The sequence below is a fragment of the Flavobacterium sp. 120 genome, from assembly GCF_003633605.1.
Taxonomy (GTDB): Bacteria; Bacteroidota; Bacteroidia; order Flavobacteriales; family Flavobacteriaceae; genus Flavobacterium; species Flavobacterium algoritolerans.
The window spans coordinates 957377-983597 of the sequence record NZ_RBKZ01000001.1 but is presented as its reverse complement, the minus strand read 5'-3'; the positions used below and the strand labels follow the sequence as shown (position 1 = coordinate 983597).

The 26221-nt window shown below is 33.8% G+C and carries 17 protein-coding genes; 12 read left to right on the top strand and 5 right to left on the bottom strand.

Going from position 1 to position 26221, the window contains the following annotated elements; translation table 11 throughout:
• Positions 1-53: 53 nt before the first annotated feature.
• The 3 genes from C8C87_RS04250 to uvrB all read left to right on the top strand — a co-directional run bounded on the left by C8C87_RS04250 (position 54) and on the right by uvrB (position 6855).
• A complete protein-coding gene (locus C8C87_RS04250) occupies positions 54-1169 on the top strand; it encodes a FecR family protein (protein WP_121341414.1) in 1116 nt (371 codons plus the stop codon).
• A 578-nt stretch (positions 1170-1747) separates the two neighbouring features.
• Positions 1748-4738: a TonB-dependent receptor domain-containing protein gene (locus tag C8C87_RS04245; RefSeq protein WP_121343286.1), complete on the top strand. Its 2991-nt coding sequence runs from the start codon at positions 1748-1750 to the stop codon at positions 4736-4738.
• A gap of 125 nt (positions 4739-4863) precedes the next feature.
• Entirely contained in the window at positions 4864-6855 is a 1992-nt protein-coding gene (gene uvrB, locus C8C87_RS04240) for an excinuclease ABC subunit UvrB (protein WP_121341411.1), read from the top strand.
• A 135-nt stretch (positions 6856-6990) separates the two neighbouring features.
• Here uvrB and C8C87_RS04235 read toward each other — a convergent pair whose 3' ends face one another.
• Both C8C87_RS04235 and C8C87_RS04230 read right to left on the bottom strand, forming a co-directional pair.
• Positions 6991-7995 (bottom strand): PD40 domain-containing protein, encoded by a 1005-nt coding sequence (locus C8C87_RS04235; RefSeq protein ID WP_158589730.1) that lies wholly within the window; start codon positions 7993-7995, stop codon positions 6991-6993.
• A 193-nt stretch (positions 7996-8188) separates the two neighbouring features.
• Positions 8189-8590 carry an excinuclease ABC subunit B gene (locus tag C8C87_RS04230; RefSeq protein WP_121341406.1) on the bottom strand — a complete coding sequence of 134 codons (402 nt, stop codon included), beginning with the start codon at positions 8588-8590 and terminating at the stop codon, positions 8189-8191.
• Between the two features lie 56 nt (positions 8591-8646).
• Between C8C87_RS04230 and C8C87_RS04225 the strand changes: the two genes are divergently transcribed.
• From C8C87_RS04225 to C8C87_RS04205, 5 genes are all read left to right on the top strand, one after another.
• A complete protein-coding gene (locus C8C87_RS04225; RefSeq protein ID WP_121341403.1) occupies positions 8647-9468 on the top strand; it encodes an alpha/beta hydrolase in 822 nt (273 codons plus the stop codon).
• A 50-nt stretch (positions 9469-9518) separates the two neighbouring features.
• Positions 9519-10529: a dipeptide epimerase gene (locus C8C87_RS04220; protein ID WP_121341401.1), complete on the top strand. Its 1011-nt coding sequence runs from the start codon at positions 9519-9521 to the stop codon at positions 10527-10529.
• 6 nt (positions 10530-10535) lie between these two features.
• A complete protein-coding gene (locus C8C87_RS04215; protein WP_121341398.1) occupies positions 10536-11567 on the top strand; it encodes an aminotransferase class I/II-fold pyridoxal phosphate-dependent enzyme in 1032 nt (343 codons plus the stop codon).
• Positions 11568-11625: 58 nt separating this feature from the next.
• Positions 11626-12093 (top strand): DUF1456 family protein, encoded by a 468-nt coding sequence (locus C8C87_RS04210; protein WP_099715997.1) that lies wholly within the window; start codon positions 11626-11628, stop codon positions 12091-12093.
• A 115-nt stretch (positions 12094-12208) separates the two neighbouring features.
• Positions 12209-12730 (top strand): hypothetical protein, encoded by a 522-nt coding sequence (locus tag C8C87_RS04205; RefSeq protein ID WP_099715998.1) that lies wholly within the window; start codon positions 12209-12211, stop codon positions 12728-12730.
• Between the two features lie 30 nt (positions 12731-12760).
• Here the strand turns inward: C8C87_RS04205 and C8C87_RS04200 are convergent, their stop codons facing one another.
• Both C8C87_RS04200 and sucC read right to left on the bottom strand, forming a co-directional pair.
• Positions 12761-14329, bottom strand: a complete 1569-nt coding sequence (locus tag C8C87_RS04200) for a YdiU family protein (RefSeq protein ID WP_199074835.1) — start codon at positions 14327-14329, stop codon at positions 12761-12763.
• 220 nt (positions 14330-14549) lie between these two features.
• Entirely contained in the window at positions 14550-15743 is a 1194-nt protein-coding gene (sucC, locus tag C8C87_RS04195) for an ADP-forming succinate--CoA ligase subunit beta (protein WP_099716000.1), read from the bottom strand.
• 408 nt (positions 15744-16151) lie between these two features.
• Here sucC and gltB point away from each other — a divergent pair, with 408 nt between their 5' ends.
• The 3 genes from gltB to lysA all read left to right on the top strand — a co-directional run bounded on the left by gltB (position 16152) and on the right by lysA (position 23518).
• Positions 16152-20669 (top strand): glutamate synthase large subunit, encoded by a 4518-nt coding sequence (gene gltB / locus C8C87_RS04190; protein ID WP_121341395.1) that lies wholly within the window; start codon positions 16152-16154, stop codon positions 20667-20669.
• Positions 20670-20671: 2 nt separating this feature from the next.
• A complete protein-coding gene (locus C8C87_RS04185; protein ID WP_099716002.1) occupies positions 20672-22126 on the top strand; it encodes a glutamate synthase subunit beta in 1455 nt (484 codons plus the stop codon).
• Positions 22127-22297: 171 nt separating this feature from the next.
• Complete coding sequence (gene lysA / locus C8C87_RS04180; protein WP_099716003.1) at positions 22298-23518, top strand: diaminopimelate decarboxylase; 1221 nt, start codon at positions 22298-22300, stop codon at positions 23516-23518.
• Positions 23519-23573: 55 nt separating this feature from the next.
• Here the strand turns inward: lysA and pafA are convergent, their stop codons facing one another.
• Positions 23574-25190 carry an alkaline phosphatase PafA gene (gene pafA, locus C8C87_RS04175; RefSeq protein WP_121341392.1) on the bottom strand — a complete coding sequence of 539 codons (1617 nt, stop codon included), beginning with the start codon at positions 25188-25190 and terminating at the stop codon, positions 23574-23576.
• A gap of 205 nt (positions 25191-25395) precedes the next feature.
• On the opposite strand from pafA, the gene C8C87_RS04170 reads away from it, so the two are divergent.
• The gene (locus C8C87_RS04170; protein ID WP_121341390.1) at positions 25396-26172 is read left to right on the top strand and encodes a hypothetical protein; all 777 of its coding nucleotides are present in this window, start codon (positions 25396-25398) and stop codon (positions 26170-26172) included.
• Positions 26173-26221: the final 49 nt, after the last annotated feature.

The following is a 26221-nucleotide window of genomic DNA, read 5'->3' as shown; positions in this document are numbered from 1 at the left end:
GTGAGTATCAATTAAAGAAATGGTCCTCTATATAATTGTAACCCCTTTTTTTGATGCAACACCGTAATAATTATACCGAGATAGAACACTTTTTAGCTGATGAATCATTCCGATTATGGGTATGTTTCAAAGACGACCAACAAGAATGGGAAGAATGGACTTTAGAGAATTCCAGTCGTGCTAAATTGGTTGAAGAAGCCAGATTATGGTTGTTAGCAATGAAAGTCCCTACTGATAATTTAGCTGTGGATGACGTTCAACATGCTTTGGAAGCTACTTGGGAAAAAATTGAAAGAGCAGAAGAAAATAAAAAAGACACCGAAAAACCAGTTCTTAAACTTTTGAGAAAAAAATGGTTTAACGGAGTTGCCGCAGTTTTGGTTTTAAGTCTTTTATCCGGCTGGTTGTACAATCAAAGCAGCAGTTCTGAAAACTCCGCGTTAAGTTATAGTGAATTGATCAATGAAAATGAGGAAGGTTTGGTTGAACAAACTAATAATTCAGACAAACCACAAATTATAACCCTATCCGATGGTAGTTCTGTTTTATTACAACCCAACAGTAAATTAAGTTATCCAAAAATATTTGTGGGCAATGAAAGAAAAGTGTACCTCTCCGGTGAAGGCTTTTTCGAAATCAGTAAAGACCCTAAAAAACCGTTTTTTGTATTTGCAAATGAAATCGTTACTAAAGTAGTTGGGACCAGTTTTAAAATAAAAGCATACGCTAATCAGCCAAATGTAGAAGTGGTAGTTCGAACTGGAAAAGTAAAAGTAAGATCTAATGAATTAATTTCAAATACAAAAGACGAATTGATTGTTTTATTACCGAATCAAGCCTTACGATTCGTTCGAAAAAACTTAAGTTTCAATAAAATTACGGATATAACACAGGACGAATCATTAAGCCGTTCGACCAGCAATATAGAGCAATTGGGATTCGAATTCACCGATATTCCTGTGGCGCAAATTTTCAAAACTATTGAGCAGGCGTATTTAGTAAAAATTGATTTCCCTCAAACAAAATTAAAAGACTGCTATCTCACCACATCTTTAAGCGATCAGCCTTTGCCTGAAAAGCTTAAAATTATTTGTAAAAGTCTTGGAAACAATACGAGTTATGAAATGAATGGCAACCAAATTATTATTATATCAGATGGATGTAACTAACAGTAACTCGCCTATGAATTAAAGTATACCATAAAAAAGCGCCGAAAATGCTGTAACATTCCCGACGCCTTGAATAAAATCAATTCACTCTCTGTAAAGAGTAATTGCTGTGTTCTACAAATACCCTAACTAACGAATATTAATAAAAACAGACCAAAACTATGAAAAAAACCGTCCTTAAACAACGACTACTAATTCGAATTATGAAAATAACCTTATTTCAATTTGTTTTAGCCCTTGTCTTTTCAAGTGTAACAATAGCGAACAATATCAGAGGTCAAAAAAAGCTGGACACAAAGGTAACTATTACCGTGACCGACTTGAACTTAGATACTGCGCTGACTAAACTTGAGAAATTGGCACATGTAAAATTTTCGTATAATTCGAGAATGTCACAATTGAATCAAAAAGTGAGTGTATATGCTAATAATGAAGCATTATCAAGTGTACTTACCCGCATTTTAAAACCACTAAAAATTAATTACACTGAAGTAAGCAATCAAATTATTTTACAAAAGGAAGGAATTGCAAAAACAGGAATTAATGGAGAAGTTTTCTCGACTTTAAATCAAAACGCAATGGCTGAAATTATTAAAGGCCGCGTAGTTGATGAAAAAGGAGAATCTTTACCTGGTGTAACGATTCTCGTAAAAGGAACTACAAAAGGTACAACGACTGATATCGAAGGAAACTATACCATTAGTGCCGAGATTGGAGATGTTTTACAATTTTCTTATGTGGGACTTGAAACTAAATCGGTAACTGTAACTGGGACTACATTAAACGTTACTTTAACGGGAAGTGGAGAAACATTACAAGATGTTGTTGTGATAGGTTCCCGTAATCCTGCACGAACTGTAACAGAATCTGCTGTGCCTATTGATGTGATTTCTATGAAAGAGATTGCTTCACAAGGAGCTCAAGTAAACTTAAACCAAATTTTGAACATGGTTGCACCATCGTTTACATCAAACACTCAAACGGTTGCTGATGGAACGGATCACATTGACCCTGCACAATTAAGAGGTTTAGGACCGGATCAAGTATTGGTTTTAATAAATGGAAAAAGAAGACACACTTCTTCATTAGTAAATATTAACGGATCTCCAGGTAGAGGATCTGTAGGAACAGATTTAAATGCTATTCCTGCTTTTGCTATCGAAAAAATTGAAGTATTAAGAGACGGAGCTTCTGCACAATACGGTTCTGATGCTATTGCTGGTGTAATCAACATTAATGTTAAGAAAAACACGAATAAATTAGAAGTAAACCTTTTTGGTGGAGGAAATCTTTCTAAAGGTGCTAATGATCATGACGGTGGTTTCGATGGTGGTAACTATCAATTAGACTTAAACTACGGAACAAGTCTTGGTAAAGAAAAAAGTTTCATTAATGCTACTGGTAGTTTCCAATTGCGTGATGCTACAAGTAGAGCAAAAGATGTAACCGGAACTTTATTCAATGGGTACAATGCTGTTGAACAAAGAGCTGCAGAAGCTGGAACAAATATTAATGCATTGTTTGGAAACATAACAAATACTCCAAATACAGCTCAAATTCTTACCACTATAAAACAGTATGCTCCGGGTGTATCTTATTTTACAGGTGCACAGCAAACTGCAATACTTGGTGCAACTAGTATTTCTCAAATGCAGACAGCATTAAATTTTGATGCAACCGAAGGAGAATTATTATATAGAGGTCTTCAAAGAAAAGATTTTAATATGAGAGTGGGACAATCTTCCTTGCAAAGTGCCCAGTTCTTTTTGAATGCTGCTTATCCAATAAATGACAAATTAGAAGCGTATGCTTTTGGTGGAACTAGTTACAGAAATGGTGAAGCTGCAGGTTTTTACAGAAGACCGAATCAAGCAAGATCATACACAGGATTATATTTAAACGGTTTTTTACCGGAAATTCATTCTACAATCAATGACGTCTCCGTTGCAGCTGGTCTTAGAGGTATGCTATTCGAAAATTGGAATTTTGATTTAAGCAATACTTTTGGAAGAAATGCTTTTGATTATGGAGTTGAAAATACAGTAAATGCTTCTTTAAGAGAAAATTCTCCTACGGAATTTGATGCTGGTGGATTAGCTTTTGCGCAAAACACTACTAATTTTGACATGAACAGAAAATTTGATGTCTTAGAAGGATTAAACGTTGCTTTTGGTGCAGAATACCGTCATGAAAACTTCCAAATCAATGCAGGTGAGCCTGATTCTTACAATCAATATGACATTAATGGAGGTGTAGTAACAGGAACTACAGCTGCAAATATCAGAGTTACTGACTTTTTTGGAGCAGCCAGACCAGGAGGAGCTCAAGTATTCCCAGGTTTCAGACCAGCAAATGCCATTGATAAAGACCGTAATAGTGTAGCTCTTTATACTGATTTAGAATTAGACGTTACTAACAAATGGTTAGTAAACGGTGCAGTCCGTTTTGAAAACTATTCTGATTTCGGAAACACAACTAATTTCAAGTTAGCGACTCGTTATAAACTAACCGATAATATCAATTTACGTGGGGCTGTTTCAACTGGATTTAGAGCGCCATCGTTACATCAAATCTATTTCAATTCAACCGCTACACAATTCGTAGGTGGCGTACCATTTGAAGTAGGAACTTTTAGTAATGACTCGCAAGCAGCACAATTATTAGGAATCCCTAAATTAAAACAAGAAGAATCTCAAAGTGCAAGTGTTGGTTTTACTGCTAAAATACCAGAAGCCAATTTAACCTTGACTGCTGATGCTTATATTGTAAAAATAGACGACAGAGTTGTTCTTACCGATCAATTTTCAAGACCGGGCGGAACTCCTGCAGCTGGATCTCCAAATGCAGTTTTGAATGCATTATTTGATACAGCCGGAGCAACTGCAGCAACTTTCTTTGCTAATGCTATTGATACGGAATCAAAAGGAATTGATGTTGTCATAAGTCATAAAACAAGCTTTGGAAATAACGTTTCTTTAAAAACAGATTTATCAGGAACTTTTTCTAAAACTTACAGAGTGGGAGAAATTCACGCTTCACCAGTATTAGAAGCTGCAGGTCAGATAAACAGATACTATTCTGAAGCAAGTAGAGTTTATTTACAAGAAGCAATTCCTAGAGTAAAAGCTAATTTAACTAACTCTATTACTTACAAAAAATTCGATTTCTTTTTGAGAAATGTTTATTTCGGTAAAGTTACCGATCCAAATACTGCGGATGTAAATGGAGATGGAAGAGTTGAAGGTGTTATAGTAAACGGTCAAGCGGTAGAAATAGAGCACCCAATATGGGGAGCTAAAATAATTACTGATTTATCTGTTGGTTTCAAAATTACTAATGCTGCAAAAATTGTTATTGGAGCTAATAATATTTTTGATATTTATCCAGATATGAATCTTGGTACGCAAACTGCAATCAGACCTAGATTAGTATCAGGAGCTATTGATTATACATCTGCTCCAGCAACAATCGATTTATCAAATGCAAACCAATTTGTATATTCAAGAAACGTGTCTCAATTTGGTCAAAACGGTCGTTTTGTTTTTGCCCGATTGAACTTCAGTTTCTAAGAACTATTTTTTTTACTAAAAACCATCCTGTTAAAGCAGGATGGTTTTTTTTTGGCTAAAACTTTGGTAAAAAAAGAATCCAAACTTTGTACCTTTACAGTTCTAAAACTTTGCCCCTTAATTAAATGAATTTCCAAGTAGTATCCGATTACCAGCCAAAAGGCGACCAACCGCAAGCGATTGACAAATTAGCCCAAGGCATTATAGATGGTGATAAATTCCAAACTTTATTAGGAGTTACCGGATCTGGAAAAACATTTACAGTGGCCAATGTGATTCAGGAAGTACAAAGACCCACATTAGTTTTGGCACATAACAAAACGTTGGCAGCACAATTATATTCGGAATTCAAGCAATTCTTCCCGAATAATGCTGTCGAATATTTTGTTTCTTATTACGATTATTACCAGCCAGAAGCTTTTATGCCTGTAACTGGCGTTTTCATCGAAAAGGATTTATCTATCAATGAAGAACTGGAAAAAATGCGAATGTCAACCACCGCTTCGTTACTTTCCGGACGAAGAGATATTTTGGTAGTGGCGTCGGTTTCCTGTTTGTACGGTATTGGAAATCCTATCGAATTTCAGAAAAACTTAATTCCAATTGAGAAAGGACAAATTATTTCTCGTACCAAATTATTGCATCAATTGGTGCAAAGTTTATATTCCAGAACTGAAGCCGATTTTAATCCCGGAAGTTTCAGAATAAAAGGTGATACAGTAGATATTTATCCGAGTTATGCGGATGAAGCGTACCGAATCCATTTTTTTGGTGATGAAATCGAAGAAATTGAAAGTTTCGATACAAAGAACTCACAGGTTATTGAAAAATTTGACAGACTGACCATTTACCCTGCTAATATGTTTGTGACTTCTCCAGATGTTTTGCAAAATGCCATTTGGGAAATCCAGCAAGATTTAGTAAAACAGGTCGATTATTTCAAGGAAATTGGCAAACATTTGGAAGCAAAACGATTGGAAGAACGTACCAATTTTGATTTGGAAATGATTCGTGAACTTGGTTATTGCTCTGGAATCGAAAACTATTCTCGTTATCTTGACGGACGTTTACCAGGAACCAGACCTTTTTGCTTACTCGATTATTTCCCGAAAGATTACTTAATGGTGGTAGATGAAAGTCACGTGACACTTTCTCAAGTTAGCGCTATGTATGGCGGAGACAGAAGCCGAAAAGAAAATTTAGTAGAATACGGTTTTAGACTTCCCGCAGCAATGGACAATCGTCCTTTGAAGTTTGAAGAATTCGAAGCGATGCAAAATCAGGTAATTTATGTTTCGGCAACACCAGCCGATTATGAGTTGCAAAAAACGGAAGGCGTTGTTGTAGAGCAAGTGATTCGTCCTACAGGATTATTGGATCCCATTATTGAAATCCGACCAAGTTTAAACCAAATTGATGATTTGATTGAAGAAATTCAGGTTCGGGCAGAAATTGATGAACGTGTTTTGGTAACGACTTTAACCAAAAGAATGGCGGAAGAACTGGCTAAATATTTAACCAAAGTTAATATTCGTTGTCGCTATATTCACTCTGAAGTAGATACTTTGGAACGAATAGAAATCATGCAAGATTTACGAAAAGGAATTTTTGATGTATTAATTGGTGTGAATTTACTACGTGAAGGTTTGGATTTACCTGAAGTTTCTTTGGTAGCAATTTTAGATGCAGACAAAGAAGGTTTTTTACGAAGCCATCGTTCGCTTACGCAAACAATTGGACGTGCAGCGAGAAACCTAAATGGTAAAGCAATTATGTATGCGGACAAAATTACGGCTAGTATGCAAAAAACCATTGATGAAACCAATTATCGCAGAACCAAGCAAATTAATTACAATACTGCAAATAATTTAGTTCCTCAAGCATTAAATAAAAAAATAGAAAGTGCCTTTACCAAAAATCCTTTAGCAGATTACGAATTAGGCTATACACTTTCAACTGCAGCAGAACCAGTTACAGAATATCTATCAAAACCCGATATTGAGAAACGTATTCGAGAAAAACGAAAAAACATGGAAAAAGCAGCTAAAGAATTAGACTTTATGCAGGCCGCAAAATTACGTGATGAAATAAAAGTGCTACAAGGGCAATTGTCATAAAAAATCAGGCCAACATAAATCCTATGTTTAATTATTATCGAACTCTACATAAAAAGAAAAAAGAGCTGTAAGAATATATTACAGCTCTTTTTAATATTATTTTCTCTTATGAACGTTCAATTCATAAGCTATACATTATTCAACAATCAAAGGTTGAACTCTCCAAATATCAGTATAAGGATAAGAGTATGCTGATTGTTCTTGAGTTATGTTGTTTGAAGAAATTCTAGCAAAAACATTTCCTATTTTACTAGCCGCTTTGTCTGGTTGACGTGCACCAGCAGTAGAAGAAAAATATATGTTACCATCAACACCCCAAAATGGTTGAGTTTCATTAGAATCCCCACTTGTAATTTGAGTTAAAGAAGTACCATTTATTTTCATTACAAAAAGATGGCTAAATTTATCTTTTGTACCGATGTATACAATATGCTTCCCGTTAGGAGAGTAAGCACCATTAGTAGAGTTTTGTTCGCCGGTAGTTATTTGAGTACTTTGAAATGATTTCAAGTCTAATTCAAATAACTGGAAAAAATCTCCAGAAAGTTTTGTATAAAGTAACTTATCTCCTTTTGGGCTCCATTTTGGATTTATCCCTTCAGAAAGTACTGTAAAACTGCTTCCATCTTTATTCACAAGACAAATATTTCTTGTATCTTGAAGAGTAGTTGTCAATACAATTTTTTTATTATCAGGAGAAAGACTAGCATCAGCATCGAAATCACCATAAGCATTTTGACCGATATAAGTTAACCCTAGTTTGTTTACACTTGTCACTGCAATAGTTGGTTTAGAAGCATAATAAGTAAAAATAAAATTCTCATTATCAGTCCATGACGGTCTATCTGTTTTATTACCAATTAATGGAGTAAAACCTGGTAACATTACATCGTTCTTTAATCTAATACTCCATTTACTGAATCCAGTATTTGCATCATCTCTAATTACGTATAATAATTTTTTACCATCAGGAGATAAACATGGCTGAAATTCAGGCACTACATCATCCGTTATTCTAACTAATTCTTTAGCACTTGCGGTAACTTGTGGCCCAGATAACTTTACTACTGGAGCTTTAGAAGCACACGAATAAAGTAAAAATAAACAACCTAAACCTGATAAAAGAGTAATTTTTTTCATAAGCATTTTATTTGTTGATTTACAAATATAAATGTTTTATTAAAAAAAAAAATGATAATGTTAAATTTTTGCAAAAATTTGAAATAAATAAGATTTTTATTTCAAATTATTTTTTTAGAGAAATCCTAATTAATTAGTTCTTAATAAAAAAATTCAAATAACTAATAATCATTGTAGTATATTTAATAAAAATTTAATTGTGTTGCTCCTGAAAAACATTCAATAAAATCTCGCCATCGATAATAGCATTGGGCGCTTCATTCATCAATTTAAGAATTCGTTTTGTCGCTATAGGATTAAGCCCCATATCAATCGCTATTTGCTGAATAGTTGTCATTTCTTTTTTATGCAAAACACCATCGCAATACATCAACAAAGCCAATCTGTAAAATTGCTGAATGCGCAAAAACTCTGTTTTAATAGGTAATTGTGGTAATTCCTGATGAAACAAATCTTTAAAAACTGCTACATCAAAACTCAATTCCCTGGCAATAATTGCTAAAAAATCATATTCCCTCTTATGCAAATGTCCATCAACAGTGGAAAAAGCAATCATCTCTAAAAGTAAACTCCTCTTTTCTTCGAAAGTATTCATCAAATTATTATTTTTAGCTAAAATATTGTTTTTAAATCAAAACACAAAAACTAATAATGATTCGACCACAGTTCCTACTGCTAGTTTTCTTTTTTATAATAGCAAAAATTGCTGCTCAAGACTCTAACCAGTCAAAACAAAGCACTGCTTCAAAACAAGTTTCCACTTTTACTATTGAAGCGCCACAACTGCAAATGACAAAGAAAATTTGGGTGTATTTGCCAGAAAATTATGCAACCTCCAAAAAGAAATTCTCAGTAATTTATATGCATGATGCTCAGAATTTATTTGATGCTAAAACTTCCTATTCGGGTGAATGGAATGTGGATGAAAAACTGGACAGCCTAAAAGCACAGGTTATTGTTATAGGAATCGAACATGGAAATGATAAACGAATCGATGAATTAACACCTTTCAAAAATGAGAAATATGGTGGTGGAAAAGCAGACAGTTATTTAGAATTTATCGTAAAAACATTAAAACCACAAATCGACAAAACGTATCGAACAAAAACTAAAAAGAAAAACACTATTATCATGGGAAGTTCCCTTGGTGGGCTTACTTCTTATTATGCCATTTTAAAATACCCTGAAATATTTGGAAAAGCGGGTGTGTTTTCCCCTTCGTTTTGGTACAGTAAAGACATTTATGATTTGACTGAAAAATCTAAAAAGATAAAATCTAAAATCTATTTCCTATGTGGAGATCATGAAAGTGACGATATGGTTTCGGATTTGAATAAAATGGAATATTTATTAAATTCAAATCGATGTTATTGTCTTAATTTGAATGAAAAGAAAATTATAAAAGGCGGACAACACAATGAAAAACTCTGGCGTGATAATTTTGTAAAAGCAGTGTTATGGCTTGGTTATTAAATTTTCCGTTTAAAGAAACGTATTAATTTTAAGTGCAAAATCAGATTCAAATGAAACTAATATTAAGAGAATACAACCTCAAATTAAAACATACATTCACAATTTCGAGAGAATCGATCGACTTTCAACCTTCTTTGATTGTAGAGTTGCAGCTTGACGGCTTTTCAGGTTTTGGTGAAGCAACTTCTAATCCGTATTACAAAACAACTGTTCCGATGATGATGCAGGATTTAGAAAAAATTAGAAGCATAATCGAAAACACTACAGATGAAACACCTGAAGAATTTTGGGCAAAAATTCATCCTTATTTAAAAGATGATATGTTTGCATTGTGCGCTTTGGATATGGCATACAATGATTTATACGCACGCAAAAAAGGAAAGAAATTGTATGAGTTATGGAATTATACTATCGATAAAAATCCATTGACCGATTATACAATTGGAATTGCTTCCATAGAAAAAATGGTTGCAAAAATGAAGGAATTGCCTTGGCCGATTTATAAAATAAAATTGGGAACCAAAGAAGATATTGCTATTGTTACTGAACTTCGGAAACATACGAATGCCATTTTTAGAATCGACGCTAATTGTGGTTGGAGCGTGGACGAAACCATAAATAATGCCTTTGAACTAAAAAAACTAGGAGTAGAATTCTTGGAACAACCCATGAAAGCAGACCATTGGGAAGGACACAAGGAAGTTTTTAAACATTCCGTTTTACCAATAATTGCTGATGAAAGTTGTATCATTGAAGAAGATGTAGCCAAATGTCACAACCATTTTCATGGTGTCAATGTAAAATTGGTAAAATGTGGCGGACTAACTCCTGGAAGACGAATGATTCAGGAAGCCAAGAAATTAGGTTTAAAAACGATGGTGGGTTGCATGACCGAATCAACTGTAGGGATTTCTGCGATAGCCCATTTATTGCCGCAACTGGATTATGTTGATATGGACGGCGCATTGCTTTTGGCAGAAGATATAGCAACTGGTGTAACCATAGATTTTGGAAAAATAAACTATTCTGATTTAAACGGAACCGGTGTAACTTTAATGTAGTTTTAAATGAAAGTCAGCCAATTTCCAGATCGAATAATTGAAATAGACAACGAAGAATACCTCTATTTTGGAGGAACAGCCTATTTGGGTTTACCAACGCATCCCGAATTTCAAAAACTGCTCATCAAAAACATTTCACAATGGGGAACGGCTTATGGAAGTTCGAGAAGTGCCAATATTCAGCTAACCGCCTACGAAAAAGGTGAACAATTTTTAGCTAATTACATCAAAGCAGATGCTACACTTACCCTTTCTTCTGTTATGCTGGCAGGAAAATTAGTTATTGAAGCATTAACACCTGAAACCGATTGCTTTTTTCATTTTCCGGATACGCATACTGCCATCAAAGCACAAAACAGTCTTCCTTTTTTTATTGGAGAAAAATTAAATCCTCGTTTGCTGGATAACGCAACTGAAAAAATTACGATTCTAACGGATTCGGTTCCTTCATTTCATATTAAACCAATCGATCTTACTATAATAAATTCGATTCCGTACAATAAAGAAATTACTTTGGTTATTGATGAATCACATTCGCTTGGAATTTTGGGTATGAATGGTTGCGGGATTTTTTCGACAATCAATGTTCCCAATATTAAAAGAAAAATTATGATATCCTCTTTAGGGAAAGCCTTTGGATTGACAGGAGGTGTAATTGCCAGTGATGCGGAATTTATTAATCAAATGGCAACTCACGACACTTTTGTTTCCAGTGCCGGAATGAATGCTGCATTTGTTCAGACAATGGCTGATGCGGACAATATTTATTTGCAACAGCATCAAAAACTAAAAGACAATCTTCAATATATAGATGTAAATTTGATTAAAAACAAAGCAATTCATTTTGATTCAAATTATCCTTTAATTTATCCAGAAATAGAAGGCTTAAATGAAATTTTTACAGCGAATAAAATTATCGTAACCAATTTTAAATACCCGACCGACAGTAAGAATCTAAATCGAATTGTAATTACTGCGAATCACCAAAAAGAAGATTTGGATACAATAATTCACATTCTTAACCAAAATCAATTCTAAATCTAAAATTGTGGTGCAATTGCTTTTAAACCGTACCTTTGTAAAAAATTAGAATAAGATGACAAACAACGATATCTTTAAAAAACTTCGTGTGGCCTTAATGCTACGTGACGATCAAATAGTTGAAATATTAGAATTGGTGGATTTCAGAATCACCAAATCAGAATTGGGTGCTTTTTTCCGTGATGAAAAACATGAAAATTATATGGAATGTGGCGACCAAGTGTTGCGTAATTTCCTAAACGGATTAGTAATTCACTTGCGTGGAACGAAAGAAAATCCAAAAAACCCAAATGATGTTTTAGCCAAACACAAAGCTCAAATTCCTGTAAAAGAAGGAGCTTCTGAAAGAACTGAATTTAAAGCAAAGCCTAGAGACGAAGAGAAATCAAGAGGTGACGAAAGTCCTTCAAAATCGAAACCTGCTGCTAAGAAACCGTTCAAAAAGCAATTTACAAAAGGAACTCCAAAAGTTCAAGTTGTAGAGAAAGTGAAATTTAATTTCGGTAAGAATAAAAAATCGTAAATAGTAGCGAATCACTGCAGTGCCTTGCTAAATAAGTCAAAAAAACCTGTTCGCCGTGGCGAACAGATTTTTTTTTGTATATTTAATTCATCATTACTACTTTATCCCTTGAAAAATGAAATTTATTCTCACCTTCTCTCTATTATTTTTTACTACACTCTTTTTTGGACAAAACAATAAAACTGAAGAACCAGCCATGTTTTTTGATTCAACCTTACTTTCAATAAATACAATGGAATATATTGAGCCAAATGAAATTGAATCTATAAATGTTGTCAAAAAAGACACCATAATAAATGGGGTTTTGTATCGTGGCCAAATTAACATTACTTCCAAAAACCCTAAGAAATATGATTTTATAAGTTTGGAACAAATTAAATCTGAATTTACCAAAATCAAAAGTAACGATGTCATTTATATGGTAAATGGAGCATTTATAAAAGACAATATTGAAACTTTCAAATTAGATCGAAACTATATTTTAGAAGTTGAAATCACTAATTCAGAAGAATTTTATAACTTAAGAAAGAGCGATACCAAATTTGACATCATCAACATCTTAGGGAAAACCAAAGAAAATTTAGAAAATAAAAACAAGGTTTTATTAAGAGGTCATGAAGCAATAGGTGTTAAATAGATTCTGTTTTCAATAGTGTTTAAATCTAATTTAAGAACTACAGCTTAACATAGAACATCCCACTTTATCTCTCGCCCAATCGGGTCTTTTGGCAAACCATTTTTGCAAATTCGGTTGTTCGTCATAAGGATTTTTAAGCATTTCAAATAATTCGTTCAGCAACGAATAATCTCCCTTATCCGCGTCATCAATACACAACTGCGCCATGTAATTTCGCAATACATATTTTGGATTCACTGTATTCATTTGCTCTTTTCTTTCAGAATCAGAAAGTGTTTCTTCATTGATTCGAATAGTGTATTTCTCAAACCAATCGTGCCAATCTTTCAATATTGCTTCATTCAAATCCTTTTCATTATAGAAGGCGTCTTTTATGGTATTGAAAGCATTTATTACAATATCCGCTTTGGTAACAGTACTCAGGTTCCTAAAGAAAATAGTCATATCTGTTTCTACTCGTTCCAACAATTGAGTCAAACTCTGAATCAAAACTACATCTTGTTCTTTTTTGATTTGGAAACCAAGCTTATTTTGCATCATATTCAAATACTCCTTTTCGTACTCTACACTAAAAGCATCTAAAATAGTTTCCAGCGGTTTCGCTTCCTTTATCAAAGGATACAATGCATTTGCCAATTGATACAGATTCCAAAGCGCAATTTCAGGTTGATTGCCAAAACGGTATCTTTTATGCTGTATATCGGTTGTATTGGGCGTCCAGCTGGAGTTGTAATCGTCTAACCAACCGTAAGGACCGTAATCAATGGTGATGCCGTGAATAGACATATTATCGGTATTCATAACTCCATGAACAAAACCTACGCGTTGCCAATGAACAATCATCTTGAGTGTAGTTTGGGTAACTTCTTGAAAAAAAGCCAGGTATTTTTCGACACCTTCTTGTTGAATATGAGGAAAATGATGTTTAATGGTAAAATCCGCCAATAATTTGAGATTAATATGATCTTCCCGAGCTGCAAATAATTCAAAACTTCCAAAACGAATAAAAGAAGGAGCCACTCTACAAACAATAGCGCCTTTTTCATAGGCAGGATTTCCATTATACAAAACATCACGCAATACTTGATCTCCAGAAAGCATTAGCGAAAGCGAACGCGTTGTTGGAACTCCCAAATAATGCATTGCTTCGGCACACAAATATTCTCGAATGGAAGAACGCAATACGGCAAAACCATCTGCAGTTCGGGAATATGGTGTTGGCCCTGCTCCTTTTAGTTGCAAAGTGTATGTTTTATTATCATGAACTACTTCGGTAAGATTGATAGCACGACCATCTCCTAATTGTCCAGCCCAATTCCCAAATTGATGTCCGGCATAACACAAGGCAAAAGGTTTTGTTTCCGGAAAAACAGTACTTCCTGAAAAAGTATTTAAAAAATCAGCGGAAACAATATCTTCCTGAGAAAGACCAATAGCATTAGCCACTTCAATCGAAGCGTGAATCAGCGATGGATTTGAAGGCTTTTTTGGCAAAACAAACGAATAACAAGCTTGTTGCACTTGCCTTGGCATATTGATATCACTCGTATCAGCAGGTAACTCGGCTATAAAATTATTTTGCAAATGAAGTTTCATAATATTTAAAAAAGAATTTTTTACAATAGTAAAGGTAACGGTTGTAAGTCAGTATTATTTATACTTTTATTTATTTTTATGATTTTTAGGTCCTAAAAATTCTAGCTATAAAAAAACATGTCCCATAAAAATAGATTTCAAAAAACAAAAAATCTACAGGTAAAAACAAAAAAATCCTGAGCTTTCACTCAGGATTTTTTAAATATATATAACAATTTTCTAATTAAGAAAGTGCTGCTTTTACTTGGTCAGCTGCTTCTTGAAATTCAACAGCAGATAAAATTGGCATTCCCGAATTATCAATTAATTCTTTTGCGATAGCTGCATTTGTACCTTGTAAACGAACAATGATTGGTACTTTAATTGCGTCACCCATATTTTTGTAAGCATCAACAACTCCTTGCGCCACACGGTCACAACGAACGATTCCACCAAAAATATTAATCAAAATTGCTTTTACGTTTTGATCTTTTAAGATAATACGGAAAGCAGTTTCAACACGTTTTGCATCAGCAGTTCCACCTACGTCAAGGAAGTTAGCAGGCTCAAAACCAGCATACTTAATTAAATCCATAGTTGCCATAGCTAAACCAGCTCCGTTTACCATACATCCTACTGTACCGTCAAGATCTACATAGTTTAAACCTACTTCTTTTGCTTCAACTTCGATTGGGTTTTCCTCACGAACGTCACGCATGTCAGCATATTTCTTTTGTCTGTATAAAGCATTATCATCGATATTTACTTTAGCATCTACAGCCATAATTTTATTGTCAGATGTTTTTAAAACCGGGTTGATTTCAAACATCGAAGCATCAGATCCAATATAAGCATTGTATAAAGAATCGATGAATTTCACCATTTCTTTGAAAGCATTTCCAGAAAGACCTAAGTTAAAAGCAATTCTTCTTGCTTGAAAACCTTGTAATCCAACAGAAGGATCAACCTCTTCAGTAAAAATTAAATGTGGAGTGTGCTCCGCAACTTCTTCAATATCCATTCCACCTTCAGTAGAATACATAATCATGTTACGACCTGTAGCTCTATTCAATAAAACAGAAACATAAAACTCAGAAGTTTCACTTTCACCAGGATAATAAACATCTTCAGCGATTAAAACTTTGTGTACTTTTTTACCCTCAGCAGAAGTTTGAGGAGTTATCAATTGCATTCCGATGATTTGCTCTGAAATCTCTTCTACTTGTTGTAAATTTTTGGCAAGTTTAACTCCACCACCTTTTCCACGTCCACCTGCATGAACTTGGGCTTTTACAACATACCAACTTGTACCAGTTTCGGTAGTTAATTGTTTTGCAGCAGCAACCGCTTCTACTGGGCTATTAGCAACGATTCCGCGTTGAATGCGAACTCCGTAGCTAGCTAAAATCTCTTTTCCTTGATATTCGTGTATGTTCATAATATAGAATTTGTCTGGATTCTGAATTTATTTCAGAATAAAAGTGGCACAAAAATAGCAAAATTAAACTTAACTGTTATTTTTTTTTCAATTTAAATGGAGTCTAAATTTAGATATTTTAAACCCGGCAATAACAGGCATCAAATTATAAAAAATATAAAAATTAATTACTAATTTGTTATAAATATTGAAGAAAAACCATCAGTAAAACATTTCTCTCAAAATTCCGGGCTTTACGGCTCAAAATTCATTTTGTTTTTGTCGAAAAATCAAATCAGATGTCCTTAAATCTTATTATTGTGATTTATTTAACCTTTTTCTATTAGAACTGTAAAAACAAGGCGTTTTTAACTTTTAAGCCTGTTATATGTTACTAAATCTTTAATTTTGTAAAAAAAAATATTAAGCATGAAAGTTAAAGAACAAGGCCTTTATTTGCCCGAATTTGAACACGACAATTGCGGAGCAGGATTCATTTGTAATTTGAATGGAATTAAATCAAATGATATTATACACAAAGCACTGGACATTCTAATCAAATTAGAACACCGTGGTGCTGTGAGTTCAGATGGCAGAACTGGAGATGGAGCTGGAATATTATTTGATATCCCTCATGATTTTTTTAAGAAAGTATGTGATTTTGAAATCCCAGAAGCTAGACAATATGCTGTAGGAATGGTTTTTATGCCTAAAAGTCCAAACCAAGTAGCTTTTTGTAAAACAACTTTTGAAGCATCAATACGTGATCAAAATTTAGAAGTTTTAGGATGGAGAGATGTCCCTGTGGATGTTTCTAATTTGGGTCAAATTGCTGCCGAAAAAGAACCAACCGTTAAACAAGTATTTGTTGGTAAAAATGGATTAGACCTTACAGAACAACAATTTAACGCCAAAATGTTTGCGGGAAGAAAAATTGCTGAGCATACAATCAGAAATTCACGAATTTCAGAAAGTTACAGATTCTATTTTTCAAGTTTCTCCACTACAACCATTATATACAAAGGTTTGTTGATGCCGGAAGACATCAGTAGATACTATACTGATTTGTTAGACGATGACTTGGTAACCAGATTAGCTTTGGTTCACCAACGTTTCTCTACCAATACATTTCCATCTTGGGAATTGGCACAACCTTTCCGTTACATGTGCCACAATGGTGAAATCAATACACTTCGCGGTAATATTAGCCGTATGCGTGCTCGTGAAGAACTGATGAAAAGTGATGTTTTTGGTGATGACATCAAAAAATTATTCCCAATTATTTTAGAAGGAAAATCAGATTCGGCTTCTATGGATATGGTAATTGAACTGTTATTGATGACAGGTCGTTCTTTGCCGGAAGCAATGATGATGGTTGTTCCTGAAGCTTGGGAAAAACACCAAACCATGTCGGAAGACAAAAAAGCATTCTACGAATACAATGCATGCATCATGGAACCATGGGACGGACCAGCTTCAATTCCTTTTACAGATGGTAACGTTATTGGTGCTTTATTGGATAGAAATGGTTTGCGTCCATCTCGTTACACATTGACTAAAAGTGGTTTTGTAATTATGTCTTCAGAGATTGGTGTTCTTGACATCAAACCAGAAGATGTGATTCAACACGGTCGTTTAGAGCCCGGAAAAATGTTTTTGGTTGACATGAACGAAGGTCGTATCATTGAAGATGATGAGATTAAAAATGCGATTGTTACCAAACGTCCTTACAAACAATGGTTGGATGAAAATTTATTGCAATTAGCAAAAATCCCTTATACTGACAATCCAATCCCTACGGAAAATATTGATTTCGAAACAAGACAACGTTTGTTTGGTTACACAATAGAGGATTTAAAAACAATCATAAACCCAATGGGAGCTGAAGGTGCAGAAGCATTAAGTTCTATGGGTAATGATACGCCGCTAGCTGTTTTATCTGATCAGCCACAACTGTTATACAACTATTTCAAACAATTATTTGCTCAGGTTACCAATCCACCTTTGGATGGTATTCGTGAAGAAATCATTACTGATATCAGTTTAGCGATTGGTGGAGATTTTAATATTTTTGATATTGAGCCTAAGCATTGTAAAAAATTAAAAATACAAAATCCTGTAATTTCAAACGAGGATTTAGATAAAATAAGAAATATTGATCATGCTGATTTCAAATCAGTCACTATTTCTACATTATACGATATAGAAAAAGGAGTAAACGGATTAGAACGCGCTTTGGAAAGAGCGGTTCAGGCGACTTTCAAAGCAGTTTCAGAAGGTTGCAACATTGTGATTCTTTCGGATAGAGGAGTAAGCGAAAAAATGGCTCCAATACCAATGTTATTGGCGTGTTCTTACATTCATCATTCGCTTAACATTCTGAAAGTTCGTTCTAAATTTGGAATCATAATCGAATCCGCAGAACCTCGCGAACCACATCATTTTGCCTTACTATTTGGTTATGGTGCCAGCGCAATCAATCCTTACATGGTAAATGAAATTATTCATAACCAAGTTAACCAAGGTTTTATCACTGGTGTAAAAGCAGATTATGCTATTAAAAACTATAATAAAGCTATTGCAAAAGGGATTCTGAAAATCATGAATAAAATTGGTATCTCTACTTTACATTCGTATAGAGCAGCACAAATTTTTGAAATTTTAGGATTAAACAAAACATTCACTTCTAAATATTTCCCATATACTCCTTCCAGAATTGAAGGAATTGGGCTAATGGAAGTCGAAAAAGAAATCAAGAAAAGATACCAAAAAGCATTTCCAAATTCAAAAGTCAGCAATTTATTGCCTTTAGAAATTGGAGGTATTTACAGATGGAGAAGATCAGGAGAAAAACACATGTTTAATCCAACGACGATTTCTAAATTGCAACAAGCGGTACGTTTAAACAGTCCTGAGAGTTATAAAGAATACTCTAAAATGGTGAACGATCAAAGTGAAAACTTGATGACCATCAGAGGTTTATTTGAATTCAATAACTTAGATCCTATTTCAATTGACGAAGTGGAGCCTTGGACAGAAATTGTAAAAAAATTCAAAACTGGAGCCATGTCTTATGGGTCTATCAGCCAAGAAGCTCATGAAAATCTAGCGATTGCAATGAACAGAATTGGTGGAAAAAGTAATTCTGGAGAAGGTGGAGAAGATTCTAAACGTTTCCAAAAAGACTTAAATGGTGATTCTAGAAATAGTGCCATTAAACAAGTTGCTTCTGGAAGATTTGGAGTTTCTATCAACTACTTGACAAATGCCAAAGAGATTCAAATAAAAATGGCTCAGGGTGCAAAACCTGGAGAAGGTGGTCAATTACCAGGCGAAAAAGTAGTGCCTTGGATTGCTGAAGTAAGAAATTCTACACCTTATGTTGGATTAATTTCACCTCCGCCACACCATGATATTTATTCTATTGAAGATTTATCACAGTTAATTTTTGATTTAAAAAATGCTAATCGTGAAGCTCGAATTAATGTAAAATTAGTTTCTGAAGTGGGTGTTGGAACAATCGCTGCCGGTGTTGCTAAAGCAAAAGCCGACGTAATTTTGATTTCAGGATACGACGGAGGAACTGGAGCTGCACCATTAACATCACTGCAACATACTGGTATTCCTTGGGAACTTGGATTAGCCGAAGCACAACAAACATTAATTCTAAATGATTTAAGAAGTCGTGTAGTTTTAGAATGTGACGGACAATTGAAAACAGGGCGTGATGTTGCTATCGCTGCATTACTTGGAGCTGAGGAATTTGGTTTTGCAACCGCTCCTTTAGTAGCATCTGGTTGTATTATGATGAGAGCATGTCACTTGAATACGTGTCCTGTAGGTATTGCAACTCAAGATCCTGAATTGAGAAAAAATTTCAAAGGAACACCGGAACACATCATTAACTTTATGTATTTTATTGCTGAAGAGTTGAGAGAAATCATGGCACAACTTGGATTTAGAACATTAAAAGAAATGGTGGGACAATCTCAAAAATTGAATGTCAATAAAGCCATCAAGCATTATAAAGCAAGTGGATTAGATTTATCTACTATTTTATATAAACCAGAAAAAGCTAAAGAAGTTCCAAACCACAATACGACTACACAAGACCATGCTTTAGACCATGTACTTGATTTTGAAATTATAAAAGCGGCTATTCCTTCTATTTATAGAAAAGAAAAAACAAGAGTTACTTTTGATATCAAAAACACAGACCGTTCCGTTGGAGCAATATTGAGTAATGAAATTTCAAAAATATATGGTGCACAAGGTTTACCTGAGGACACAATATTAGTAGATTTTACAGGTTCTGCCGGACAAAGTTTTGGTGCTTTTGCAACAAATGGTCTTTCTTTTAAAATACATGGAAACTGTAATGATTATTTAGGAAAAGGACTTTCTGGAGGTAAATTAATTATAAAAGTCCCTCCTACTGCCACTTTCAAACCAGAAGAAAATATCATTATTGGTAACGTGGCACTTTACGGAGCAATCACTGGTGAAGCTTATATTAATGGTATGGCCGGAGAACGTTTTTGTGTGAGAAATTCTGGAGCAACAGCTGTTGTTGAAGGGATTGGAGATCATGGATGCGAATACATGACTGGAGGAACTGTAGTGGTTTTAGGAAAAACAGGAAGAAATTTTGCTGCAGGAATGAGCGGTGGTATTGCTTATGTTTTTGATCCAAATAAAAAATTCGATGCTACATTATGTAATATGGAAATGGTCGCTTTTGAAACATTGGAAGATGATGACTTTACTAAACTGAGACGTTTGATAAAAAATCATTCTATGTATACCAATAGTCCTTTGGCAAAAAGGATTTTAGAAGATTGGGAAAACCAACGCAACCATTTTATCAAAGTAATGCCTACTGATTACAAAAAAGCATTACAGAGATTGGCAGAAGAAAAAAAAATTGAAGAACTAATAGCACTATAGTCATGGGAAAGATAGGAGGATTTAAAGAATATACTAGAACCGACGAAAGTAATGTTGCTGTTCCAGAAAGAGTATCGAATTATGATGAATTTACAATTCCGTTAACCAAAGATAAAATCAAAGAACAAGGATCCAGATGTATGGATTGTGGGATTCCATTTTGCCACAGTGCCTGTCCATTAGGAAATTTGATACCAGATTTTAATGACATGGTACATCAGGAAGAATGGGAAAGTGCATTGAAAATATTGCAATCAACCAATAACTTTCCAGAATTCACAGGCCGTTTATGCCCTGCTCCATGTGAAAAATCATGTGTATTAGGAATTATAAGCGAGCCAGTAGCTATCGAGAATATTGAAAAAAATATTATCGAAAGAGGTTTCGCTGAAGGTTGGATTAAACCACAACCACCAGAAGTTAGAACAGGAAAAACAGTAGCTGTAATAGGCTCTGGCCCTGCTGGTTTAGCGGCTGCACAACAATTAAATCGAGCAGGACACACTGTTACAGTTTTTGAAAGAGACAATGCCATTGGAGGATTATTACGTTATGGGATTCCAAATTTCAAATTGGAAAAAGGAATTATCGACAGACGTGTTGCTGTTTTAGAAGCTGAAGGAATTACTTTTAAAACTAATGTAAATGTTGGCGTAAACTATAGTGTTGAAGAATTGAATTCTTTTGATTCTATCGTATTATGTGGTGGTGCAACCGAAAGACGAAGCTTGCCTACCAAAGGAATAGAAAGCAAAGGAGTTGTTCAGGCAATGGACTTTTTAACGCAACAAACTAAAGTATTGTACGGAGAATCCATTCCAGATCAAATTAAAGCAACTGGTAAAGATGTTATCGTTATTGGTGGTGGAGATACAGGTTCAGATTGTATTGGAACTTCAAACAGACACGGTGCAAAATCAGTTACTAATTTTGAGATTTTACCAAAACCACCAGTTGGAAGAAGTGAAACTACTCCTTGGCCATTTTGGCCATTGCAATTAAAAACATCTTCTTCACATGAAGAAGGTTGTAATAGAAACTGGCTAATCAATACCAAAGAATTTATTTCTAATGAAAAAGGAGAACTTGTTGGTTTAAAAACCGTTGAAGTGGCATGGAAAATGACACCTGGACAAAGACCTGAACTGATAGAAAAAGAAGGATCTGAAAAAATTTGGCCTTGTGATTTAGCTTTATTGGCACTTGGATTTACAGGTCCGGAGAAAACTTTAAGCGATCAATTAGGATTAGAAATTGATATGAGAAGCAATTTTAAAGCGACTAATTATCAAACTAATGTTCCTCATATATTTACTGCTGGTGACATGCGAAGAGGACAATCTTTAATTGTATGGGCAATATCTGAAGGTCGTGAAGCTGCAAGAGAAGTAGATAAATACTTGATGGGTTATACCAATTTACCTACCAAAGGAAATGGCGATTTACCCAACTTATAGGTTTGAATAACATTTTATAACCCTTGATAGAAAAATTTGTCAAGGGTTATTTTTTTTATAAAATTTCAAATAAATGTTTAATTTATAACTTTTTGTTAGAATTTGTTAGAATTCATTCATTAGCTTGTGGGACTAAATAAAGAATAATAAATTTGCTCAAAATTAATAATCATGCAATCAAAAGACTTACTACAATTAGCAGAACAATTTGGCAGTCCATTATACGTTTATGATGCCGAAAAAATACAATCTCAATACAACAGATTAACGAAAGCTTTTTCAAAGGTAGATAAGTTGCGCATCAATTATGCAATGAAGGCTTTGTCTAATGTTGCTATACTTCAGTTATTGAAAGAAATGGGGTCAGGATTAGATACTGTTTCCATTCAAGAAGTATTATTAGGACTTCATGCCGGCTACGACCCAGACAAAATATTTTATACTCCAAATGGTGTTTCTCTTGAAGAAATTGAAGAAGTATCGGCGATGGGAGTTCAAATAAATATTGACAACTTATCCATATTAGAGCAATTTGGTACAAAATACCCAAATGTTCCAGTATGTATCAGAATAAATCCGCACGTAATGGCAGGTGGAAATGCAAATATATCTGTTGGTCATATTGATAGTAAATTTGGTATTTCTGTTCACCAATTACCTCATTTAGTTCGTATTGTTGAAAATACTAAAATGAACATTGTGGGAATTCATATGCATACCGGCTCTGATATTTTAGATATCGAAGTATTTTTATATGCTGCCGAAATATTATTTGATGCCGCTAGAAACTTTAAAAACCTTGAATTCTTAGACTTTGGAAGTGGATTTAAAGTACCTTATAAGAAAGACGATATCGAAACTGACATTGAAGAATTAGGTAAAAAATTATCAAAAAGATTCAATGCCTTTTGTACTGAATACGGGAAAGAATTAACGTTAATATTTGAACCTGGGAAATTTTTAGTAAGTGAAGCAGGTTTCTTTTTGGCTAAAGTAAATGTAGTTAAACAAACTACTTCAACTGTTTTTGCAGGAATAGATAGTGGTTTTAACCATTTGATCAGACCAATGTTTTATGGTTCACAACATCATATAGAAAACATATCACATCCAAAAGGGAAAGAACGTTTCTACTCCGTAGTAGGATATATTTGCGAGACGGATACTTTTGCAAATAATAGAAAAATTGCAGAAATAAAAGAAGGTGATATTTTATCTTTTAGAAATGCAGGAGCCTATTGTTTCTCTATGGCATCCAACTATAACTCTAGGTACAAACCGGCCGAAGTGTTATGGATGAATGGTGAAGGGCATTTAATAAGAGCGCATGAAACCTTTGAAGATTTATTAAAAAATCAAATTCCGCTGCCAGTTGCAGCAACAACAGCATAAATAAAAAATCCCATTCGCTAATGCAAATGGGATTTTTTAATAATACGCAATACTATTATTTCTTATCTAACAGCGTATCTAAAACTTCAGATTCAGTTCCATTAGGAAATGGAATTTTCAACATTTGTGAAAGTGTAGGTGCTATTTGAGTAATGAATTTTTTATTGTGCAATTCTCCTTTTGGAACTTGCCAACCATAAAAAAGCAAAGGCACATGTGTATCATAACTATTAGGTGAACCATGAGTAGTTCCTGTGGCTTGATATTGCATATAGCCTGTTTTATCAAGTATAACAATATCACCATTTTGTTTAGGATCATAACCTTTAGAAATAAAACTTAAAAAATAGTCATCTCCTGACGAAGCTAAAATTTCTTCTTCAGTATACACTCTTTTAACTTGTTCTTGCGTCATCAAAAAATCCTTAAAACTTTGCTTCACTTTTGCTAATTCTAAACCTTTCTGTTTAATAATTTCTTTATTGAAAAAAAGATTAAAGTTAGAATAATCTAATATTAAATCAGCGCCAAAAGTTTCGTTAGAATGTTTTTTTAATGCTTCGACAATGTCTTTCGAAGGAATATTTTTCACATTATATTTATTATCTTTTAGATAATTTGGATTTTCAGCACCGGCATGATCAGCAGTCAGAAAAAGCAAGTAATTATCCTTTCCAACCGTTTTATCTAAATAGTTTAAAAACTGAGCCAACGTTTGATCTAAACGTAAATATGTATCCTGCAACTCCATAGAACGTGGTCCAAAAGTATGTCCTACATAATCCGTTGAAGAAAAACTAACCGTCAAAAAATCCGTAATTTCATCTTTCCCTAACTCTTCTTTTTCTATAGCTTTCATGGCTAATTCCGCCAAAATATCATTCCCAAAAGGGGTAGTTCTCAAAACATCTGCTCCTTTTTCTTTATACATTTTACTTAAATCGTAAGGAAAAACTGGCGCATTAGCTTTATCTAACTTTCCTTCATAAGGATTATCATCAGGAAGACTTTCATTATAAGTTGCTATGGGATTCAATAAATTCCATCCTTTATTAATGTAATTCATGTATCGTTTTTCTTGATTAAATTCAGTTACCCAATTCGGTAATGCTGAACCATAAAAAGTGCTTGAGATAAAAGCTCCAGTTTTACTGTACCAAAATGCCCAATTAGCAAAATGTCCCGCAGGCAAAATTGCTCCACGATCTTTGACACTCATCCCAATTACTTTCCCTTTAAAATTTGTGGCCATTCGCAACTCATCTGTAATGGTGGTACTTAACAAATTTTTTGGAGACATTGCTCCCTCTTTTTCTGTTCCGTCACCTACTGTTTTAGCTGAAGCATCATCAGTACAATACATATCTTTTCCAGTAGCTTTATTAAACCAATCGTTCCCTACAATACCATGAGTAGATGGAGTAGTTCCAGTATAAATACTCGCGTGCCCCGGTGCAGTATAAGTAGGTACATAATTATAATGCATATTGTGAAAAGTATAACCATTATTCATTAATCTTTTAAAACCATTCGCAGAAAAATCATCTGAAAAACGATATAGATATTCCATTTTCATTTGGTCTACCACTATACCTATCACTAATTTTGGGCGTTGTTGAGCTTGTGAGTTTAAAGACATAATAAATGTCAAAAACAAAATAATTCTTTTCATATTATATTTTTATATAGTTTACCAAAAATACAATTTAATGTTTAAAAATTGTACGGAACAAAACTTAAAACCTATAAATTAATCTTCTCTTAACTCGGTTAAAATCGAATCTAAAAAAATATAAGCACTTAAAATATAAAGGCTCTTCAGATTTAATTATGACAGATTAAATTTTAAATTTGAATTAGTTTAAAATAAAGTAGTTATGGAAATGTATGACAATGAAAATACTTCACACAAATCATTTGATGAAAATTATTTATCCGAAGAGTTGTTACAAGCTCAATGGGCTGAATTCATAGAACTAAAGAAAGTAATTGCCGATATATACCTTAAAAAAGGAAGTCCAATAACCATCTTAGACATAGGAATTGGAAATGCAAGAATAGTAAAACATTTATATGCAATACCAAAAATGTGGGATATGATTGAATTATATGATGGTACTGATAATGCCGAAACATGTGTTATTTTATCCCGTAACACAATAAAAGAATTAAATATTGAAGACAAAGTAATTGTTTATTTTTTAGATGCAGTAAATTTAAATCAATTACAAAAGCATTATGATTTGATTATTACAACTTGGTTTACAGCAGGTAATTTTTATCCTGAAAACTTCCCTTTTGAAAATTATAATTTATTATCCGAAAAACTTGATTTATCAAAAAATGAAAAATTTAGTACTATTTTCACCTTTGCCTATAAAATGCTGAATGCAAATGGAGAAATTTTAATTGGAGTCTGCTATATTGACAACGGGAATACAAGAAAAAAGCAAGAACTATCGTATCAGAAAATGGGAATGACAGTAATAACTGATGCAAAAGATAGTTTTACGGCTACTAAAGAAAGATTTTGGTCACAACGATTTACAAAAGGAAAAATATACAGCTATTTTCAATTTGTGAAAAAGAAGAAAATATCATTTACATCACTCGATCCTTATAATTATGCCATGCAAATAAGGATAAAAAAATGATAACAATCCTCTAAATTCGAACATTACAATAATAAAATATTGATTTATA